Annotated in this window: 13 protein-coding genes; 4 read left to right on the top strand and 9 right to left on the bottom strand. The window is 38.9% G+C overall.

Going from position 1 to position 15235, the window contains the following annotated elements; genetic code table 11:
• The first annotated feature begins 10 nt into the window (after nt 1-10).
• Entirely contained in the window at nt 11-967 is a 957-nt protein-coding gene (locus ABJD64_RS05280; RefSeq protein ID WP_348179575.1) for a carbon-nitrogen hydrolase family protein, read from the top strand.
• Here the strand turns inward: ABJD64_RS05280 and ABJD64_RS05275 are convergent, their stop codons facing one another.
• The 5 genes from ABJD64_RS05275 to ABJD64_RS05255 form a co-directional block, all read right to left on the bottom strand.
• Complete coding sequence (locus ABJD64_RS05275) at nt 968-2128, bottom strand: MFS transporter (protein WP_348179574.1); 1161 nt, start codon at nt 2126-2128, stop codon at nt 968-970. It lies immediately after the preceding gene.
• Between the two features lie 50 nt (nt 2129-2178).
• Nucleotides 2179-2922, bottom strand: a complete 744-nt coding sequence (locus tag ABJD64_RS05270) for a shikimate dehydrogenase (RefSeq protein WP_348179573.1) — start codon at nt 2920-2922, stop codon at nt 2179-2181.
• Nucleotides 2919-3872 (bottom strand): DUF368 domain-containing protein, encoded by a 954-nt coding sequence (locus ABJD64_RS05265; RefSeq protein ID WP_348179572.1) that lies wholly within the window; start codon nt 3870-3872, stop codon nt 2919-2921. The genes ABJD64_RS05270 and ABJD64_RS05265 overlap by 4 nt, the downstream gene beginning before the upstream one ends.
• A 17-nt stretch (nt 3873-3889) precedes the next feature.
• The gene (locus tag ABJD64_RS05260; RefSeq protein WP_348179571.1) at nt 3890-4663 is read right to left on the bottom strand and encodes a phosphosulfolactate synthase; all 774 of its coding nucleotides are present in this window, start codon (nt 4661-4663) and stop codon (nt 3890-3892) included.
• Between the two features lie 116 nt (nt 4664-4779).
• Nucleotides 4780-6174 (bottom strand): tetratricopeptide repeat protein, encoded by a 1395-nt coding sequence (locus ABJD64_RS05255; protein ID WP_348179570.1) that lies wholly within the window; start codon nt 6172-6174, stop codon nt 4780-4782.
• Nucleotides 6175-6476: 302 nt separating this feature from the next.
• On the opposite strand from ABJD64_RS05255, the gene ABJD64_RS05250 reads away from it, so the two are divergent.
• The 3 genes from ABJD64_RS05250 (at nt 6477) to ABJD64_RS05240 (ending at nt 10949) form a co-directional block, all read left to right on the top strand.
• On the top strand, nt 6477-7364 hold the full coding sequence (locus ABJD64_RS05250) for a sterol desaturase family protein (protein ID WP_348179569.1): 888 nt from the start codon (nt 6477-6479) through the stop codon (nt 7362-7364).
• A 31-nt stretch (nt 7365-7395) separates the two neighbouring features.
• Nucleotides 7396-8526: an AraC family transcriptional regulator gene (locus ABJD64_RS05245; protein ID WP_348179568.1), complete on the top strand. Its 1131-nt coding sequence runs from the start codon at nt 7396-7398 to the stop codon at nt 8524-8526.
• Between the two features lie 74 nt (nt 8527-8600).
• On the top strand, nt 8601-10949 hold the full coding sequence (locus tag ABJD64_RS05240; protein WP_348179567.1) for an FtsX-like permease family protein: 2349 nt from the start codon (nt 8601-8603) through the stop codon (nt 10947-10949).
• Nucleotides 10950-11003: 54 nt separating this feature from the next.
• On the opposite strand, the gene ABJD64_RS05235 is transcribed toward ABJD64_RS05240, so the two are convergent.
• From ABJD64_RS05235 to ABJD64_RS05220, 4 genes are all read right to left on the bottom strand, one after another.
• Entirely contained in the window at nt 11004-11402 is a 399-nt protein-coding gene (locus tag ABJD64_RS05235) for a DUF3127 domain-containing protein (protein ID WP_348179566.1), read from the bottom strand.
• Nucleotides 11403-11612: 210 nt separating this feature from the next.
• A complete protein-coding gene (locus ABJD64_RS05230) occupies nt 11613-12959 on the bottom strand; it encodes a hypothetical protein (protein ID WP_348179565.1) in 1347 nt (448 codons plus the stop codon).
• Nucleotides 12960-13122: 163 nt separating this feature from the next.
• On the bottom strand, nt 13123-14757 hold the full coding sequence (groL, locus tag ABJD64_RS05225) for a chaperonin GroEL (protein ID WP_348179564.1): 1635 nt from the start codon (nt 14755-14757) through the stop codon (nt 13123-13125).
• 46 nt (nt 14758-14803) lie between these two features.
• Nucleotides 14804-15082: a co-chaperone GroES gene (locus ABJD64_RS05220; RefSeq protein ID WP_348179563.1), complete on the bottom strand. Its 279-nt coding sequence runs from the start codon at nt 15080-15082 to the stop codon at nt 14804-14806.
• Nucleotides 15083-15235 lie beyond the last annotated feature (153 nt).

The raw sequence follows: 15235 nt of genomic DNA, 5'->3' as shown, positions 1-15235 counted from the left end.
CTATTAACCTATGAATGAAATTTACCATCTAAAAGTGGCTATTGCCCAAATTTCCCCAGTCTGGTTGGACAAAGAAGGAACAATTGAAAAAATATGCTCCTCCATTCAAGAGGCAGGACAGCACTCCTGTGAATTACTTGTATTCGGCGAAGCTTTACTTCCTGGGTACCCTTTTTGGCTAACTCTTACTCACGGTGCGGAGTTCAACTCCACTATGCAAAAAGAAATTCATGCGCACTACACAAGACAGGCTATTCAAATAGAAAAAGGCGACATGAGTCGAATTTGTGAAGCGGCGAAGTCAAATAAAATGGCAATATACCTGGGTACTATTGAGCGTGCAGAAAACAGGGGAGGTCATAGCCTTTATTGTTCGCTTATCTATATTAATCAGAATGGAGAAATAGGCTCAGTGCATCGAAAACTGCAACCTACATATGAAGAACGACTGACCTGGGCACCAGGAGATGGTCATGGGCTCAGAGTACATCCATTGAAAGAATTTACAGTAGGTGGACTCAACTGTTGGGAAAACTGGATGCCACTTTCCCGCACTGCATTATATGGTCAGGGAGAAGATCTGCATGTGGCAACCTGGCCAGGCAGCGAAAAAAACACTTTTGATATCACACGGCATATTGCTAAAGAAGGTCGCTCATTTGTGATTTCTGCGTCAGGCCTGATGAAAAAAGAAGATTTCCCAAAAGATACACCATATTTGGATGAGATTCTTAAGAACGCTCCTGACGTACTGGCCAACGGCGGTTCTTGCATAGCCGGGCCAGATGGCGAGTGGTTGGTTGAGCCGGTGATTGATAACGAAGGCCTTATTATTCAGACATTAGATTTCAACAGGGTACTGGAAGAACGCCAAAATTTTGACCCAACAGGTCACTATTCAAGGCCAGACGTCACACAGCTTATATTAAATAGAGAACGACAAAGTGCTCTGAAGATAAAAGAATAGTTAAGCAGGCCTGTTTTTTAAAATAGCTGCTAAGGGTATGACCAGCAGCGGAATGGTCGTGATAAGCATGTTTTCCCATCCCAGGGAATGTACTACAAGACCTGCGGAAAGGGCTGCTACTGCCTGCGTACCAAAAATCATAAACTCGTTCAGGGCCTGAACTTTAAATCTCTCATTCGCATGATAGGCCTGTGGTAATAATGTAGTGCCACCAATAAAAAGGAAATTCCATCCAATACCTAATAGTACAAGTGAGCCCCAGTAGTGTCCTACATGATGTCCGGAATAGGCAATGCCAATGCAGATGGCAAAAGCTAAAATTCCGGTAAGCATCATCTTCGTAACACCGATTTTATTAATAATCCAAGCGGTAATCAGACTTGGAAGAAACATGGCTACTATATGACTTTGAATTACCCATTTGGTGTCTTCCAATGAATGACCGTCCATGACATGCATACTTACAGGCGTGGCAGTCATTATAAAACTCATGACAGCATAACCCATCATTGCACAAAGTACGGCTGTCCAGAAAATGGGTTGTTTGATAATGTTGGTAAGCGGCCTTCCTGGGGAATCCTTTTCTTCTTTATTGATTTTTACGTTTTGATAAAACGAAAGAATGATAAAACCAAATACAAACAAGAATGCCAGAAGTACAAACGAACCAGTGAATGACGCAGACAACAATTCCTTTCCTCTTACTGCTATTTCAGGGCCGATAAATGCTGCGGCGATACCTCCAAGTAAAACAGTCGACGCAGCTTTTGGTATTTGATCCGATGAAACACTTTCCATAGCGGCAAAGCGAAATTGATTAAGCGAAGCGACGGAGATACCTATGAGTGCCAGGCTAGTGCAGAATAAATAAAAGGATTGTATATGAATACTATAGGCGGCCAGCAGCGATACTAAAATAGAAAATGCTATGATGGACAGAAAGGTCATACGGCGTCCAAATCTTTTCATTAATAGTGCCACCGGTACAGTTGCTAAGGCAGTTCCTACAATAATAGCGGCAACTGGCAATGTGGCTAAGTTGTCCGAAGGAGCTAGCATTGTGCCAACCAATCCACCCACAAATACAACAAGTGAACTGGCTGACATCATGAGCGCCAGACCTAGGGTAAGCACCCAGACATTTTTTGGGAGTGACTTCATTTATTTCGAGTTTCAGCGAAGATAGTAGATAAGTCGAGATTTAAAATGAATTATTTTTCATTCCAAATGCTCCATGAAGCCTCAGCCTGTCCGACCAGCATGGTATAGCCATTTTTGATCTTGGCTCCTCTGTCAAGGCCCTCTTGTAAAAATGACGTTACTTCAGGGTTATAGACCAAATCGAACAATAAGTGTTGATTTGTGAGTTGCTTGTAAGGGAGTTTCGGCCTTTCATCAATTGCAGGATAGGTGCCAAGGGGAGTAGTATTTATAATTAGTTCATGTTCTTCAACCCATTGTCCATCAAAAGTGTGCTCATAACTGATCGCATTTTCGGTGGTATATCTTGAAACCGATTGAAATAAGATGCCAAGATCAGTAAGCGCCTTTTTGATCGCTAATGAAGCACCACCTGTTCCTAACACTAAAGCCTTTTTATTTGATAGATCCCAGTCTTCTTTTAAGGCATTGATAAAGCCGAAGTAGTCGGTATTGTATCCTCTTAGCTTTCCATTTGGCAGTGCCTTAATCGTGTTTACAGCTTGTATATCAGCAGCATTTTCATCTAGTTCGTCCAGATAAGGTATGACTTCCTTTTTGTATGGAATAGTCACATTCAGCCCTTTCAGTTGATTGCCATACCTCTTGATAAGGTTCGGGAATTCGGAAATTTCAGCCAACTCGAATAAGTCATATTGACAATCATTGATTCCTTCGGTTTCGAATTTATCGGTAAAGTATTTTTTTGAAAACGAATGTTTTAAAGTTTTGCCGATGAGTCCAAATTGTATCATGATGGATTTTTATACTTTGCTTTCTTGATGGCGAAGGCAATCTTTTCCATAATTACCACCATCATAAATCCCAGAGCCATAAACAGAATAGCTTGGATGATCATGGGAGAATGGCCTGTTTCAGCATAATAATCAGTTGGTAATAAATTTCTTTCGAATGTAGGTACTTGCTCACCATGAGAATTGAATCTGAAAAGTTCTGCTTTTTTCCAAGGCCATATTTTGTTGAGGGAGCCTATCATGAACCCAGCCAATAAAGCGATAGCGTAGTTATGGAATTTTTGAAGAAACCATGAAATGAGCCTGGAAAATGTAAATAGCCCGATTACACAACCGCTTGCGAATACCGCAATGATTGTAGTATCAAGGTTTTTTAGGGCTGACATGATATAGGCATACTTTCCTAGTATCAGTAAGATAAAGCTACCGGATATTCCGGGCAGGATCATAGCGCAAATAGCCACGGCACCGCTAATAAACACAAACCACAATTCGTTTGGGGTGGTTGAGGGTGTGACCATTGTAATCACATAGGCAATTGCGATACCGCATAAGCCTGAAATGAAGGTATAGAAATTCCACTTATTAATTTCTTTCGCCACAGAAATGGATGATATGATAATCAGTCCAAAGAAGAATGACCAAATTTGAATGGGATGTTTGTCAAGTAGAAATGTAATGATTTTTGCCAAGGTCATAGCACTTAGCAATATGCCGGCTACTAGGGGTAGAAGAAATGAACCGTTGACCTTTATCCAAAACTCTTTAATCTTGAATGAAAAGAGGAGTCTAAAGGCTTTAGCATCAAATGAATTAATGGAACTTAACAGTTCCTCATAAATACCCGTAATGAAGGCAATGGTACCACCTGATACGCCTGGGACAACATCTGCGCTGCCCATCCCTATTCCCTTAAGAAATAGTAAAAAATAATCTTTAAACGAACGCATATGACTATTTTAGGCAGCTAGATTTTGGCGTCCCCATTCAGGAAGTAGTCAAAGGTATCCCCTCTAAGCCCTAATCTGAGTGTTTCTAACGGAATGACTTCCGCAGGAGCTATGTTTCCCAAATTCACATTGGATCCCAATAATTTGATGAAATAAACCTGTTGGGATTTTTGAGGTGCTTCCCAAATGACTTTTTCCATTGGGATTTTGGTTAGAATTTCCTGAACCAATCCGGACCGAACCTCTCCGGACGATCTGAACAATCCAACATTTCCACCTTCACGAGCTTCACCAATAACCTTCCAGGCACCGGCGTCAAGTTCCTTTTGCATCAATTCAATCCATTGATAAGGCGGTATAATTTCGTCCGCATCTTTGGATCCTACTTCAGAAAGTACAGTAACCTCCTTAGCCAATGTGCTTATGTACTCACACTTTTTGTCATGATCCAATGTAATTGAACCATCAGAAACTTCTGCATGATTGATGTCATATTTCTCAAGCACCTTGCGGTAATCATCAAACTGATCTCTGATAATGAATGCCTCAAACAATGTACCTCCTAAATAAACTGGAATTCCTGCAGACTTATAAAAGTCTAATTTGTTCTGCAGATTATTTGTAGCATATGAGGTGGCCCATCCTAGTTTGATAATATCTATGGAGTCTCCACAAGTCTCAATTAAATCTTCCGCTTGACGGACGCTTAAGCCTTTGTCCATTACCATTGTGAACCCTTTTTCACGCGGTTTTACCGTTCTTTCAGGTACATTATTAAGGATATAATTCATTCTTTGTATTCAATACGATAATCTGGCTGGTCGATTTTTTCAACCTGCAAATAAATTGATAATAGCCCTATTTGCAAAGGGTTTTGACGAATGATTTGGGGTAGATGACTAATGTCTTATTTGTACTGCTGAATGATCTTGTAGAGCGCCTTTTGTGTTTCTAAATTGGGAAAGTGATCATACAATACAGTATGGCCTTCATAGTCCAAAAACAGGCCTTTTTCTAAATAAGTGAATGCTGTTTTATAAGATCCGTTTTCAATCAGGTAAATTACTGCTCTATAAAAAAGGTCTGCTTCTTCTGGTAATTCTTCCATGCCGTCATGAAGGATATTTATTGCTTGCTCATGATCACCTTGTTCATGGTAAATCTTGGACCAGTTTATCCAAACGTCTACATTGCCCGGATCTAGCTGACTAACTTCATCGTAGGCATCTATACTTGAAATTACATTGCCTACCTTGTATTCAGCTTCTGCCAGTGCCATCCAATAGTCCGCGTTCTCTACACTGAGTTTGAGTGCTTTATTGAAGAAATGCACAGCTTCATACCATTTGTTTTGGTGGCCTAAACATACGCCAGTACAATACCAGGCTTCATCATAGAATTGATCAAGTTTTGTTGACTTTCTGAAATACCGAATCGCCAAATCGAATTGTTCCATTTGCTCGTATACAGAGCCTATACTGAAATAAATCTCAGGAGTAGGTCCTTCCAACTCAAGAGTAGTTTTAAAAGCATTGAGTCCCTGTTCATACTTTTTGAGCATCATGAGTGAATTACCCATATTGAAATAAGCAGAGCTGTATTTTTCGTCTATGGCGATACAATATTCATATGCACTTATAGATTCCTCATACTTTTCTAGCTTGTTGTACACGATTCCAAGGTTGAACCAGGCATACTCAGAGTAGGGGTCTTTATCGATAAATTCTTTGTAATATGAAATGCTGGTTTCCAACTCTCCGGTAACATCTAAACAATAGGCCAGTTCGTATAGTGCATTCTCATTATTAAGATTTTCCTCAAGGGACTGTTTGAAAAAGGTGATGGCTTCTTTGTAGTCGCCTCTGTTTTGATAGGCCAGACCTATGCTATAGAATATTTCATCTTTTTCATCAGATTGTTCCAATGCACGGTTAAAACTCGCAAGGGCCTCATCTATGTCTCCGTTCAATATTTGAATGTTTCCTTTGATTAGAAACACATCAGAATCTCCAGGGTGTAGATTGCCAGCTTTTTCCAGAAGGTCTATCGCAATACCATATTCTTGTAAATTAGAGTAGGTCTGTGCTTTGAGTACCATGAATTCGACAGCGAAGGGATACTGTTCGATGGCCAAATTCACCGCTTTAAGTGCCTTCCTGTGTTTGTTTTGCCCCAAGTAGGATTGAATGATAGATTCGTATTCGTCAGAAGTGAAATAAAACGCTTCCTTGTTTTCACGAAACGATTCGTACTTCTTAATGAGTTCTTTCTCCTCGTTTCGTTTCTTAAAATTCTCCTCCATTATCCAATAGCATTTGGTCGCAAAGATACTGATTGAATGATCTGTAACATCATGATCATTTAGGAAATATACTCATTATGAATTTACAAAAGACTTGTTGCGGTTTATTTTTATACATCCACACATCATAAAAATTTAATGCCTTGCCTTGCAAAATTGGCTATATAATTTTGATAATCAGTTAGATATAATTCACTAAATTAATTTTTTCTTGATATCTAATTTTTAGTATGTGGAATAGATTTGATTCGAATATTTTTACAATTGATCATTAAAGTGGGAATACAGCTTAGCAATAATCGATGAATGAATATATAGACACATTTTGGAGATCTACTACGGGCTACTTCGATTGGTTCGTTGGACAGCTTACATTAAGAACAAGTGACGGTCTTTGGGGAAATTACTTTTATTTACTCATTATTTTATCAATCATTTTTTTTGGGTTAGAGTTGGTTAAACCCTGGAGAAAAGATCAACCCAAGTTCAGGAATGACTTTTGGCTTGATTGTTTTTATATGTTCTTTAACTTCTTTCTGTTTTCTATTGTCGCATTTGCAGGCATGACTCAAATAGGAGTACAGTTGCTGACTGATTTTTTGGGTCTGTTTGGAATAGAGAACCTAGTGGCTATAGAAGTAGGAGGCCTGCCAGCCTGGCTTCAACTAGTCCTCTTATTTGTTATAAAGGATTTTATTGAGTGGTTAATTCATAGACTTTTACATTGGTCGCCGTGGCTTTGGGAATTTCATAAAGTTCATCACAGTGTTAAACAAATGGGGTTTGCTGCCCACCTAAGGTTTCATTGGATGGAAAACGTGGTTTACAAGTCGCTGGAATATATTCCTCTAGCATTGATTGGGTTCAGTCTGACTGATTTCTTTTTGGCTCATGCCGTGGCTATTGCAATCGGACATTGGAATCATGCCAATTTCAATATGAACATCGGCCCATTGAAGTACATAATAAATAACCCGGCCATGCATATTTGGCACCATGCCAAAGAGCTGCCTGATAGCCGAAAGTATGGTGTGAACTTTGGGCTATCGTTAAGTATTTGGGATTATCTTTTTGGTACCAATTATATCCCTTCAACCGGACGGGATATTGAGTTAGGGTTTCCTGAAGATGATAAATTCCCAAAGAATTTTATTGATCAAAACCTTAGTGGATTTGCTGCTAAGAAATAATAGTGATTAAAGCATTAACATCTTACACCTCATGAGTGTTATCAACTTCGTGGGAATCGGTCTTGCATTGTTTCTTTCATTTCTTTTGATAATTAAAAAGGAGAAGGGTACGTTTGACTATATTTTGCTGACTTGGCTGTTGTTGAATGGAGCCATGCTTTATTTCTATTATTTAAATTTTATTGGACAGACTGATAATTTTGTCCCTGCGCTTATTGCTTTAGGTTTGATTCCCTTCCTGGTTTCGCCTTTGTTATTCATTTATGTGTCATCTTTAGTTCAAGGCCCAAGATTCTCATGGTTAAAGCAACTCTTCCATTTCATTCCCTTTCTGATCATGCTTTTTTCGATCTGGTATTACTATTTGGTACCAAGTGAAAATTATATTGTAAAAGTTTCACAGGGATTTATCAACATAGGTGGCAAGCTTCCATTTCAAGTAAGATATTGGTCATTGATTATGGCTTTTTCTGCTTGCCTCTATCCGATACTTTGTCTTTTTAAATTATTTAAGCATCGTACATTCATTGAGAACGAATTCTCTAACCTACAAGAAAAGACACTTGATTGGATGAGGTATTGGATTATTATTGAGTTTGTAGGTTTTTGGATTTCATTCCTAATTATTATAGCCGGAGATTTCGATATGTTAGAGCGAATGACATCATTCAAGGTGATTGCGGCGATGATTATTGTGAACGTTTTTGTCGTTGGGTTTTTCGGTGTAAAGCAGTCCAACATATTCGTAGGGACTGATATTAAGGCAGTTCAAGGAAATTCGTCTGGCGAGAAATACCGTTTTTCAAACCTCAGTAACATAGAAGTAGACACTTTAATGACCAGACTTCAGGACATTATGAAAACGGAAAAACTCTATAAGAATCCCACTTTGAACGCAGCGGAGGTAGGAGATCTTATCGGTATCAGTAAACATCAGTTGTCTCAGCTCATTAATCAGAAAACAGATGGTAATTTTTATGAGTTTGTCAATAAATTCAGAATTGAAGAATTTAAGGCAAAGCTAAAATCAGATGAGGCGAATCGATTTTCACTATTAGGATTGGCATTTGATTGTGGATTCAATTCAAAATCTACATTTAATCATCTATTCAAGAAAGAGGTCGGAATTACTCCTTCGGAATATCGTAAAAGTTTGACTTAAAAGAGTCCGAATCAATCGATTCGGACGATTTGAGAAGTTCGAAGCAGCATTTTTGTATCAAAAACTCAAATGTCATGCTTAGAAATTATTTACTCACATCATTGCGTTCCTTACGTAAGGAAAAGTTTTACGTGGTCATAAACCTATTGAGCCTTGCTATGGCCTTTGCCCTATGTACCATCGGCTTTTTCAACTTCATGTACAATCATACCTATAATCACAGTCTGAACGGGTATGACTCCATCTATAAAGTCAATGCCAAACCGAAATCGGTAACTTCCTCTAAAGAGGTCGGTATTTCACCGCTAGCACTTTATGATGCTATGATTTCTCAATTTCCTGATCTAAAAATTGGCAGATTTCAAAGAGGTGCCTTAAACCTGAAAGTCGGAGATAAACTGTTTAGTGAATCTGTTGGATATGTTGATGGTTCATTTTTGGATATCGTGCATTTTCATAAACAACGGCTGAGCCTTGGTTTAAACCAATTGATAATTACAGAAGATGTTGCCATTCGGATATTTGGGAGAACGGATGTCAAAGGTGAATTACTTGAAGTTTTCTTTCCTGGCGGAAACAGTAAGTCTCTAATGGTGAGTGAAGTGATTCCGGTACCAAACCAAAATACCAGTTTTAAGTTCTCTGTACTTTTAAGTATAGATCACTATATCAGGACGGTGCAAATGGAGGGCAATAATTGGAGGCACTGGGTTAGTGGCACCTTTCTGCAGCTGGAACAGGAAGAGGTACAAACTATAGAATCTGCGCTACAAGCATATCTACCCATACAGAATGAAGCCAATCCGGAGACGAAGTTGAAATCATATCGTCTCGATAAAATAGCTGACTGGGCTCACTTTGAAAAGAACTTGCATGGCAGGAGTTTTGGAGGTGTACTTCATCCGGCATCAGTGATTGGGACTATGAGTTCGGCATTTGCTATTCTGCTTTTGGCATGTTTTAATTTTTTTAATACCACAATTGCCACATCCGGTAAACGACTGAAAGAAATTAGCATGAGAAAAATAATAGGTGGACAGCATAAGGATATAATTATTCAGTTTATGACAGAAAGTGGCTTGCAGGTCATTTGTGCTTTTTTATTATCTCTGGTTATTGCACATACTCTTATTGGTCCATACAATGCAATGTTTAGATACGAGCTGGTGCAATTTCAGCCAGCTTATTTACAGTCTTATGTGTTTTTTGCAGTCGGCATATGCTTGCTTACCATTTTGCTTTCAGGTGCATATCCTGCTTTTTATATCAGCAGATTTAGATCGCTGGACATTTTAAAGAACAAAACGAAGTTTAAGGGGAATGGCTTTTTGACGAAAAGTTTATTGGCCATTCAGTTTGCAGTTTGCGCTTATAACATATTTGCCTTGGGTGTATTTGTGGAGAACGCGTATTATCAGGAGAGTTTGGATCGAGGGTATGATGTGAAAAAATATATTAATGTTCCAGTCGAACCATCTTCCTATGTGCAGCTAATTAATAAAATTGACCAGACCGCCGGATTCGATTTGGTCATAGGAACCAAAGATCTGGTAGGGTTCTCAGATCGAGAAATATCATTTGAATACGATGGCATAGAATACGCTTCGGGTAAATTAGAGGTTGGAACAGGGTACCTGAGCGGTTTAGGAGTGGAGTTCATAGAAGGGGGGGACTTTCTTTCGGATCGAACCTCCAATGAAAACTTAATATTGATTAATGATACCTTCAATAAGCAAATGGGAGGTGAGATGATGAATAATGTGATAACAATTGGTGAAAAAAAGTACCGTGTGAGTGGTGTGACTGCTGATTTTAATTTGAAAACCATCATGTTGTCTAATAAGATACGACCTACAATCTTCTTTTTTGCACCTGACTCACTATACAACTATGCAGTCATTAAGTGTGATGAATCAAACCTTGTAGCAGAAAATAAGCGGATAGAACAGATTTGGTATGGCCTTTTTCCTGACAAGATTTATGAAGGCTTTTATCAGCATAAAGTGTTTGAAAATGTGAATATGACAAATCAAATCATGGTCAGAATAAATTCATTTATTGCCGTGGTTTCGATATTGATTTCTATTCTCGGTTTGTATGCCTTGATTTCACTGACCGTACAGCGACGCATTAAGGAAATTGGAATTAGGAAAACTTTGGGTGCTTCGTTTCATCATATTCTGAAGCTCCTTTTAAATGAGGTAAGCTGGATGATGGTGATTTCAGTTGTGTTGGGTTTAGCAGGAGGAGCCTACGCTATCAATATGCTGCTGGATATTATTTATGCATATCATATTGAAATTGATGTTTTTAACCACTTATTTTCAATTGTTGTCATTCTAATGTCTGCAGTAATATCCATTGGATACAAGGTGATCGTTACTGCACAAATGAATCCAGTAGCACAACTGAGAACGGAATAAAAAAAAACGGTACCTCGAAATACCGGGGTACCGCTTCTATATTTGATTTTTATCCTAAAAAGGCAGGTCGTCAGCCTCTCCACTGTTATCGGTATTCAACCATTCAGGCTCGGTAAGACTAGCACCGGCTTCGTCTGTTTGTGGTTGGCTAGCTGGAGTAGCAGCAATGTCGTTGGCTGCGCTAAGTCTCCAGGCTTGGAGAGAATTGAAATAAACCACTTCCCCTTTAGGGTTAGTCCATTTTCTTCCTTTTAGGTTGAATGCGATGTTCAATTCTTGTCCAATATTAAAGCCATCCAATTGCTCACATTTATCCTGGATTAGTTCGAATTTGATAAATTCCGGATACTGAGGATTTTCTGAATATTCTACTACAAATTCTCTTTTTTTGAAGCCACCAGTACCGAAGGTAGCGGTGTCGTATTTTTCTAGCAATTTCGCTTTAATTTCCATGGTGTATATTTTCTAAATGAATGGTTTGCAAAGATGGGAATTCAAAAGGGAAACTTCAATGATGTGTCCAAAATTTTGAATCCAAAGCTTGATCAACCCTAAAACCTATGCGCATTTTCTGGTTTTTTTTTAAACGACTCTGTAAAATGGAATGTATATACGAAAACCACATGTGCAAACACAAAACAAGTATAAATGTTTTATGATGCGCTAATGATTCCCTTTCACGAGATTTGGACAGGTGTCTTCATATTGGAAATTGTGCCCCACGTAATCCTGCCATTCTTCCGGAGTCATATTGCGATTGACATATTTACAAAGCCTGTCCGCCATCCATTCGAAATCTAGGTTAAAAATTCTGATTGTCTTATCCTTAGAACCTGTCAGAATCTTTGTGCCAGTCTGATCAAAACAGGCAGTCATTACCCAGTCGTCGTGATCATCCAATACAATAGGGAATTTTTTGGAATCAAATACATCCCAAACTCTGACTGTTCCATCCCGACTAGCAGTCAATATCCTTTTGTTGTCAGGACTGAAGTCAATTGCGGTGATAGCAGATTGGTGACCTGAAATTATGCGTATGATTCTTTCTTCTTCCAAATGCCAGATGATGGCATCACCCTTCTCTCGGCCTATGGCCAATAGCTTATGATCTGAACTTACGGCCAGTACATTTACCGCAAAAGTTTCCGGAATGTCCAGATATGAATTTTCAAATCGCTCATTCCAGACCTGCACTACACCATTGATTGTACCGGCATAGATCTCACTTTTTCTCACATCGACTGCGAGAGACCTTACTTCATATTGTGTCTGACCTTTTATTGAATCCAGTTGATATCCTTTTATTTTAATATGGCCCTGTTTATTTACCGTCAGATAGTTCAATTCATTGGGCAAGAATATCGCGGCTTGCGCGTTTTCAGAGTCCTGGCTTACGCGTGAGAATTTTACCTCGGAATTATTCAGTTTTTTGTTTTCTGTGCTGATGATTAGAATGCCATTTTCTTTGGTTAGAGCTAGCAGCCATTTACCATCAGAACTGAGATCGATTGATCTATAAAGATATCGATCCTTGAACAACAGTGTTGGTTCTTTGCCTATTTCGGCCTCATTCCATTTTAAGATTTTGCCGTCTGATGATGCAGAGTAAAAAGTATTGGGTTCGGTGCCGTAAACAATCGATGTTACCATTTCTTCATGTTCACGAATGTGGTTATAAAAGGTGTTTTCTACGCTGTCGTACTCGTAGTACTTATTGGCATCATAGAGAGCGGAGTAAACATTTAGATGGGAAATGAATTTGCTTGCACTATTTCTTATCCAGAAATTATAGGCCTGTCTGGCAGTGAGTGATTTTCTGTCATTATAATATTTAGGCGTAAGAATCGATCGCTGGGACATCGATTGGATAAGCTCGGTAGTTTCGAGAGATACAATCAGCTCGCTTAATGAATCAATTTTATCTTGTAATTCTATCGTGACACCTGATTGGGCAAATAATGGACACTTGAATAACAAAAGAGTTGGGAGCAGGAATAAGTAGAGTTTCATACTTAAAGATATGAAATTATAAGATCAATGAAATCTATAAAAATTGGTTACTCCTTGATTCAATAGCAGAAACAAAAAAGCCATTCCGACTCTGATATTAATCAGACTGGAATGGCTTTGTATATATTTAAAATCGTCCGAAAGGACTACCGTGCATAGATTATTACATCATGCCGCCCATGCCACCACCCATTGGAGGCATAGCAGGTGCTGCGCCTTCTGGCTCAGGTTGATCGACAACAGCAGCATCACTAGTCAATAGCAATGAAGCAATAGAAGCCGCGTTCTCAAGTGCTAATCTTGTCACTTTTGTAGGATCAATAATTCCCGCCTTAAACATTGATTCGTAAGTGTCATTGGCTGCATTGTAACCGAAGTCAGCTTTGCCATCTTTTACAGCATTTACCACTACTGAACCTTCGCCGCCAGCATTGGCTACAATTGTTCTCAATGGAGACTCAATAGCTGTTCTTACGATGTTTACTCCAGTGTTTTGATCTTCGTTTTCTAGCGTCAACTTTTCCAAAGAAGCAATAGCTCTGATCAAGGCAACTCCACCACCAGCTACAATACCTTCTTGTACCGCTGCTCTTGTTGCGTGTAGCGCATCATCTACTCTATCTTTCTTCTCTTTCATTTCTACCTCAGTAGCTGCCCCAATGTAAAGGATGGCCACACCACCTGACAACTTAGCTAATCTCTCTTGAAGTTTTTCTTTGTCGTAGTCAGAGGTAGTATTTTCTACTTGCTGCTTGATTTGATTTACTCTCGCCTGGATGTCTTCTGATTTGCCTGCACCATTAACAACTACTGTGTTGTCTTTGTCAATGTTCACTTTATCAGCAGTACCTAAGTACTCCAAAGTGGCATTTTCCAGGTTGTATCCTCTTTCTTCAGAAATCACTGTACCGCCAGTCAAAATTGCAATGTCTTCCAACATAGCTTTTCTTCTGTCTCCGAATCCAGGAGCTTTAACGGCAGCAATTTTCAAAGAGCCTCTAATTTTATTTACAACCAATGTAGCTAATGCTTCACCGTCAAGATCTTCGGCTATAATCAATAAGGGTTTACCGGTTTGAGCAGTAGCTTCCAAAATTGGAAGAATTTCTTTCATCGTGGAGATCTTCTTGTCGTAGATCAAGATGTAAGGGTTTTCCAATTCAGCTTCCATTTTCTCAGTGTTGGTCACGAAGTATGGAGAAAGATATCCTCTGTCGAATTGCATACCTTCTACAGTCTTTACTTCTGTTTCGGTACCTTTTGCTTCTTCTACAGTAATTACACCATCTTTACCTACTTTGTCCATAGCATCGGCAATCATCTTACCGATTTCGGCATCGTTGTTAGCAGATACAGTAGCAACCTGAGAAATTTCACTTGAGTCTTTAATCTCCTTTGACTGTTTTTTCAAGTCATTAACGACAGTACTAACTGCTTTATCTATACCTCTTTTCAGGTCCATTGGGTTAGCACCAGCAGCTACATTTTTGAAACCATTTCCAAATAAAGCTTGTGTCAATACTGTAGCGGTTGTTGTGCCATCTCCTGCATCGTCAGCAGTTTTAGACGCTACTTCTTTTACTAATTGTGCACCCATGTTTTCCAATGGATCGCTTAGTTCAATTTCTTTAGCAACAGAAACCCCGTCTTTTGTTACGGTAGGAGCACCGAATTTCTTATCAAGGATTACGTTTCTACCCTTAGGTCCCAAGGTTACTTTTACTGCGTCAGCTAGTAGGTCAACGCCTTTTTTAAGGCCGTTTCTAGCGTCTGAATTAAAAAATATGTCTTTAGCCATTTTGAATGATCTTTATTAATATCTAATTGAAATAATTTAAAAAAAATTAAAGTGTACCAAACAGGTCGGAATTGCGCATGATAAGGTACTCTTGGCCATCCAGAGAAAGTTCAGTGCCTGAATACTTTCCATAAAGCACTTTGTCACCAACCTTTACTGTAACAGGCTTGTCAGTTGTACCTTCACCAACAGCTACCACGATTCCTTCTTGTGGTTTTTCTTTGGCAGTATCAGGAATGATAATACCAGAAGCGGTCTTTTCTTCTGCAGCAGCAGGTTCAACCAAAATTCGATCTTCGTTTGGTTTAAAGCTTACTTTTGACATGTTCTTATATTTTTTATTTGATTCTATAATAAGATAATACTGCGACGCATATAGCATTTCTTATGCCAATGATAAAATTGTGTCAAAAAGTCAGTCAAATCTGCTGCAAAGATGACAAAGAAGAAAATTTACAATTGATATAGCTGTCAACTT

Origin of the sequence: Reichenbachiella sp. (assembly GCF_039944555.1) — a bacterium.
Classification (GTDB): domain Bacteria; phylum Bacteroidota; class Bacteroidia; order Cytophagales; family Cyclobacteriaceae; genus Reichenbachiella.
Note: the sequence above shows the minus strand (reverse complement) of the source record. Positions and strands in the feature narration are given on the sequence as shown.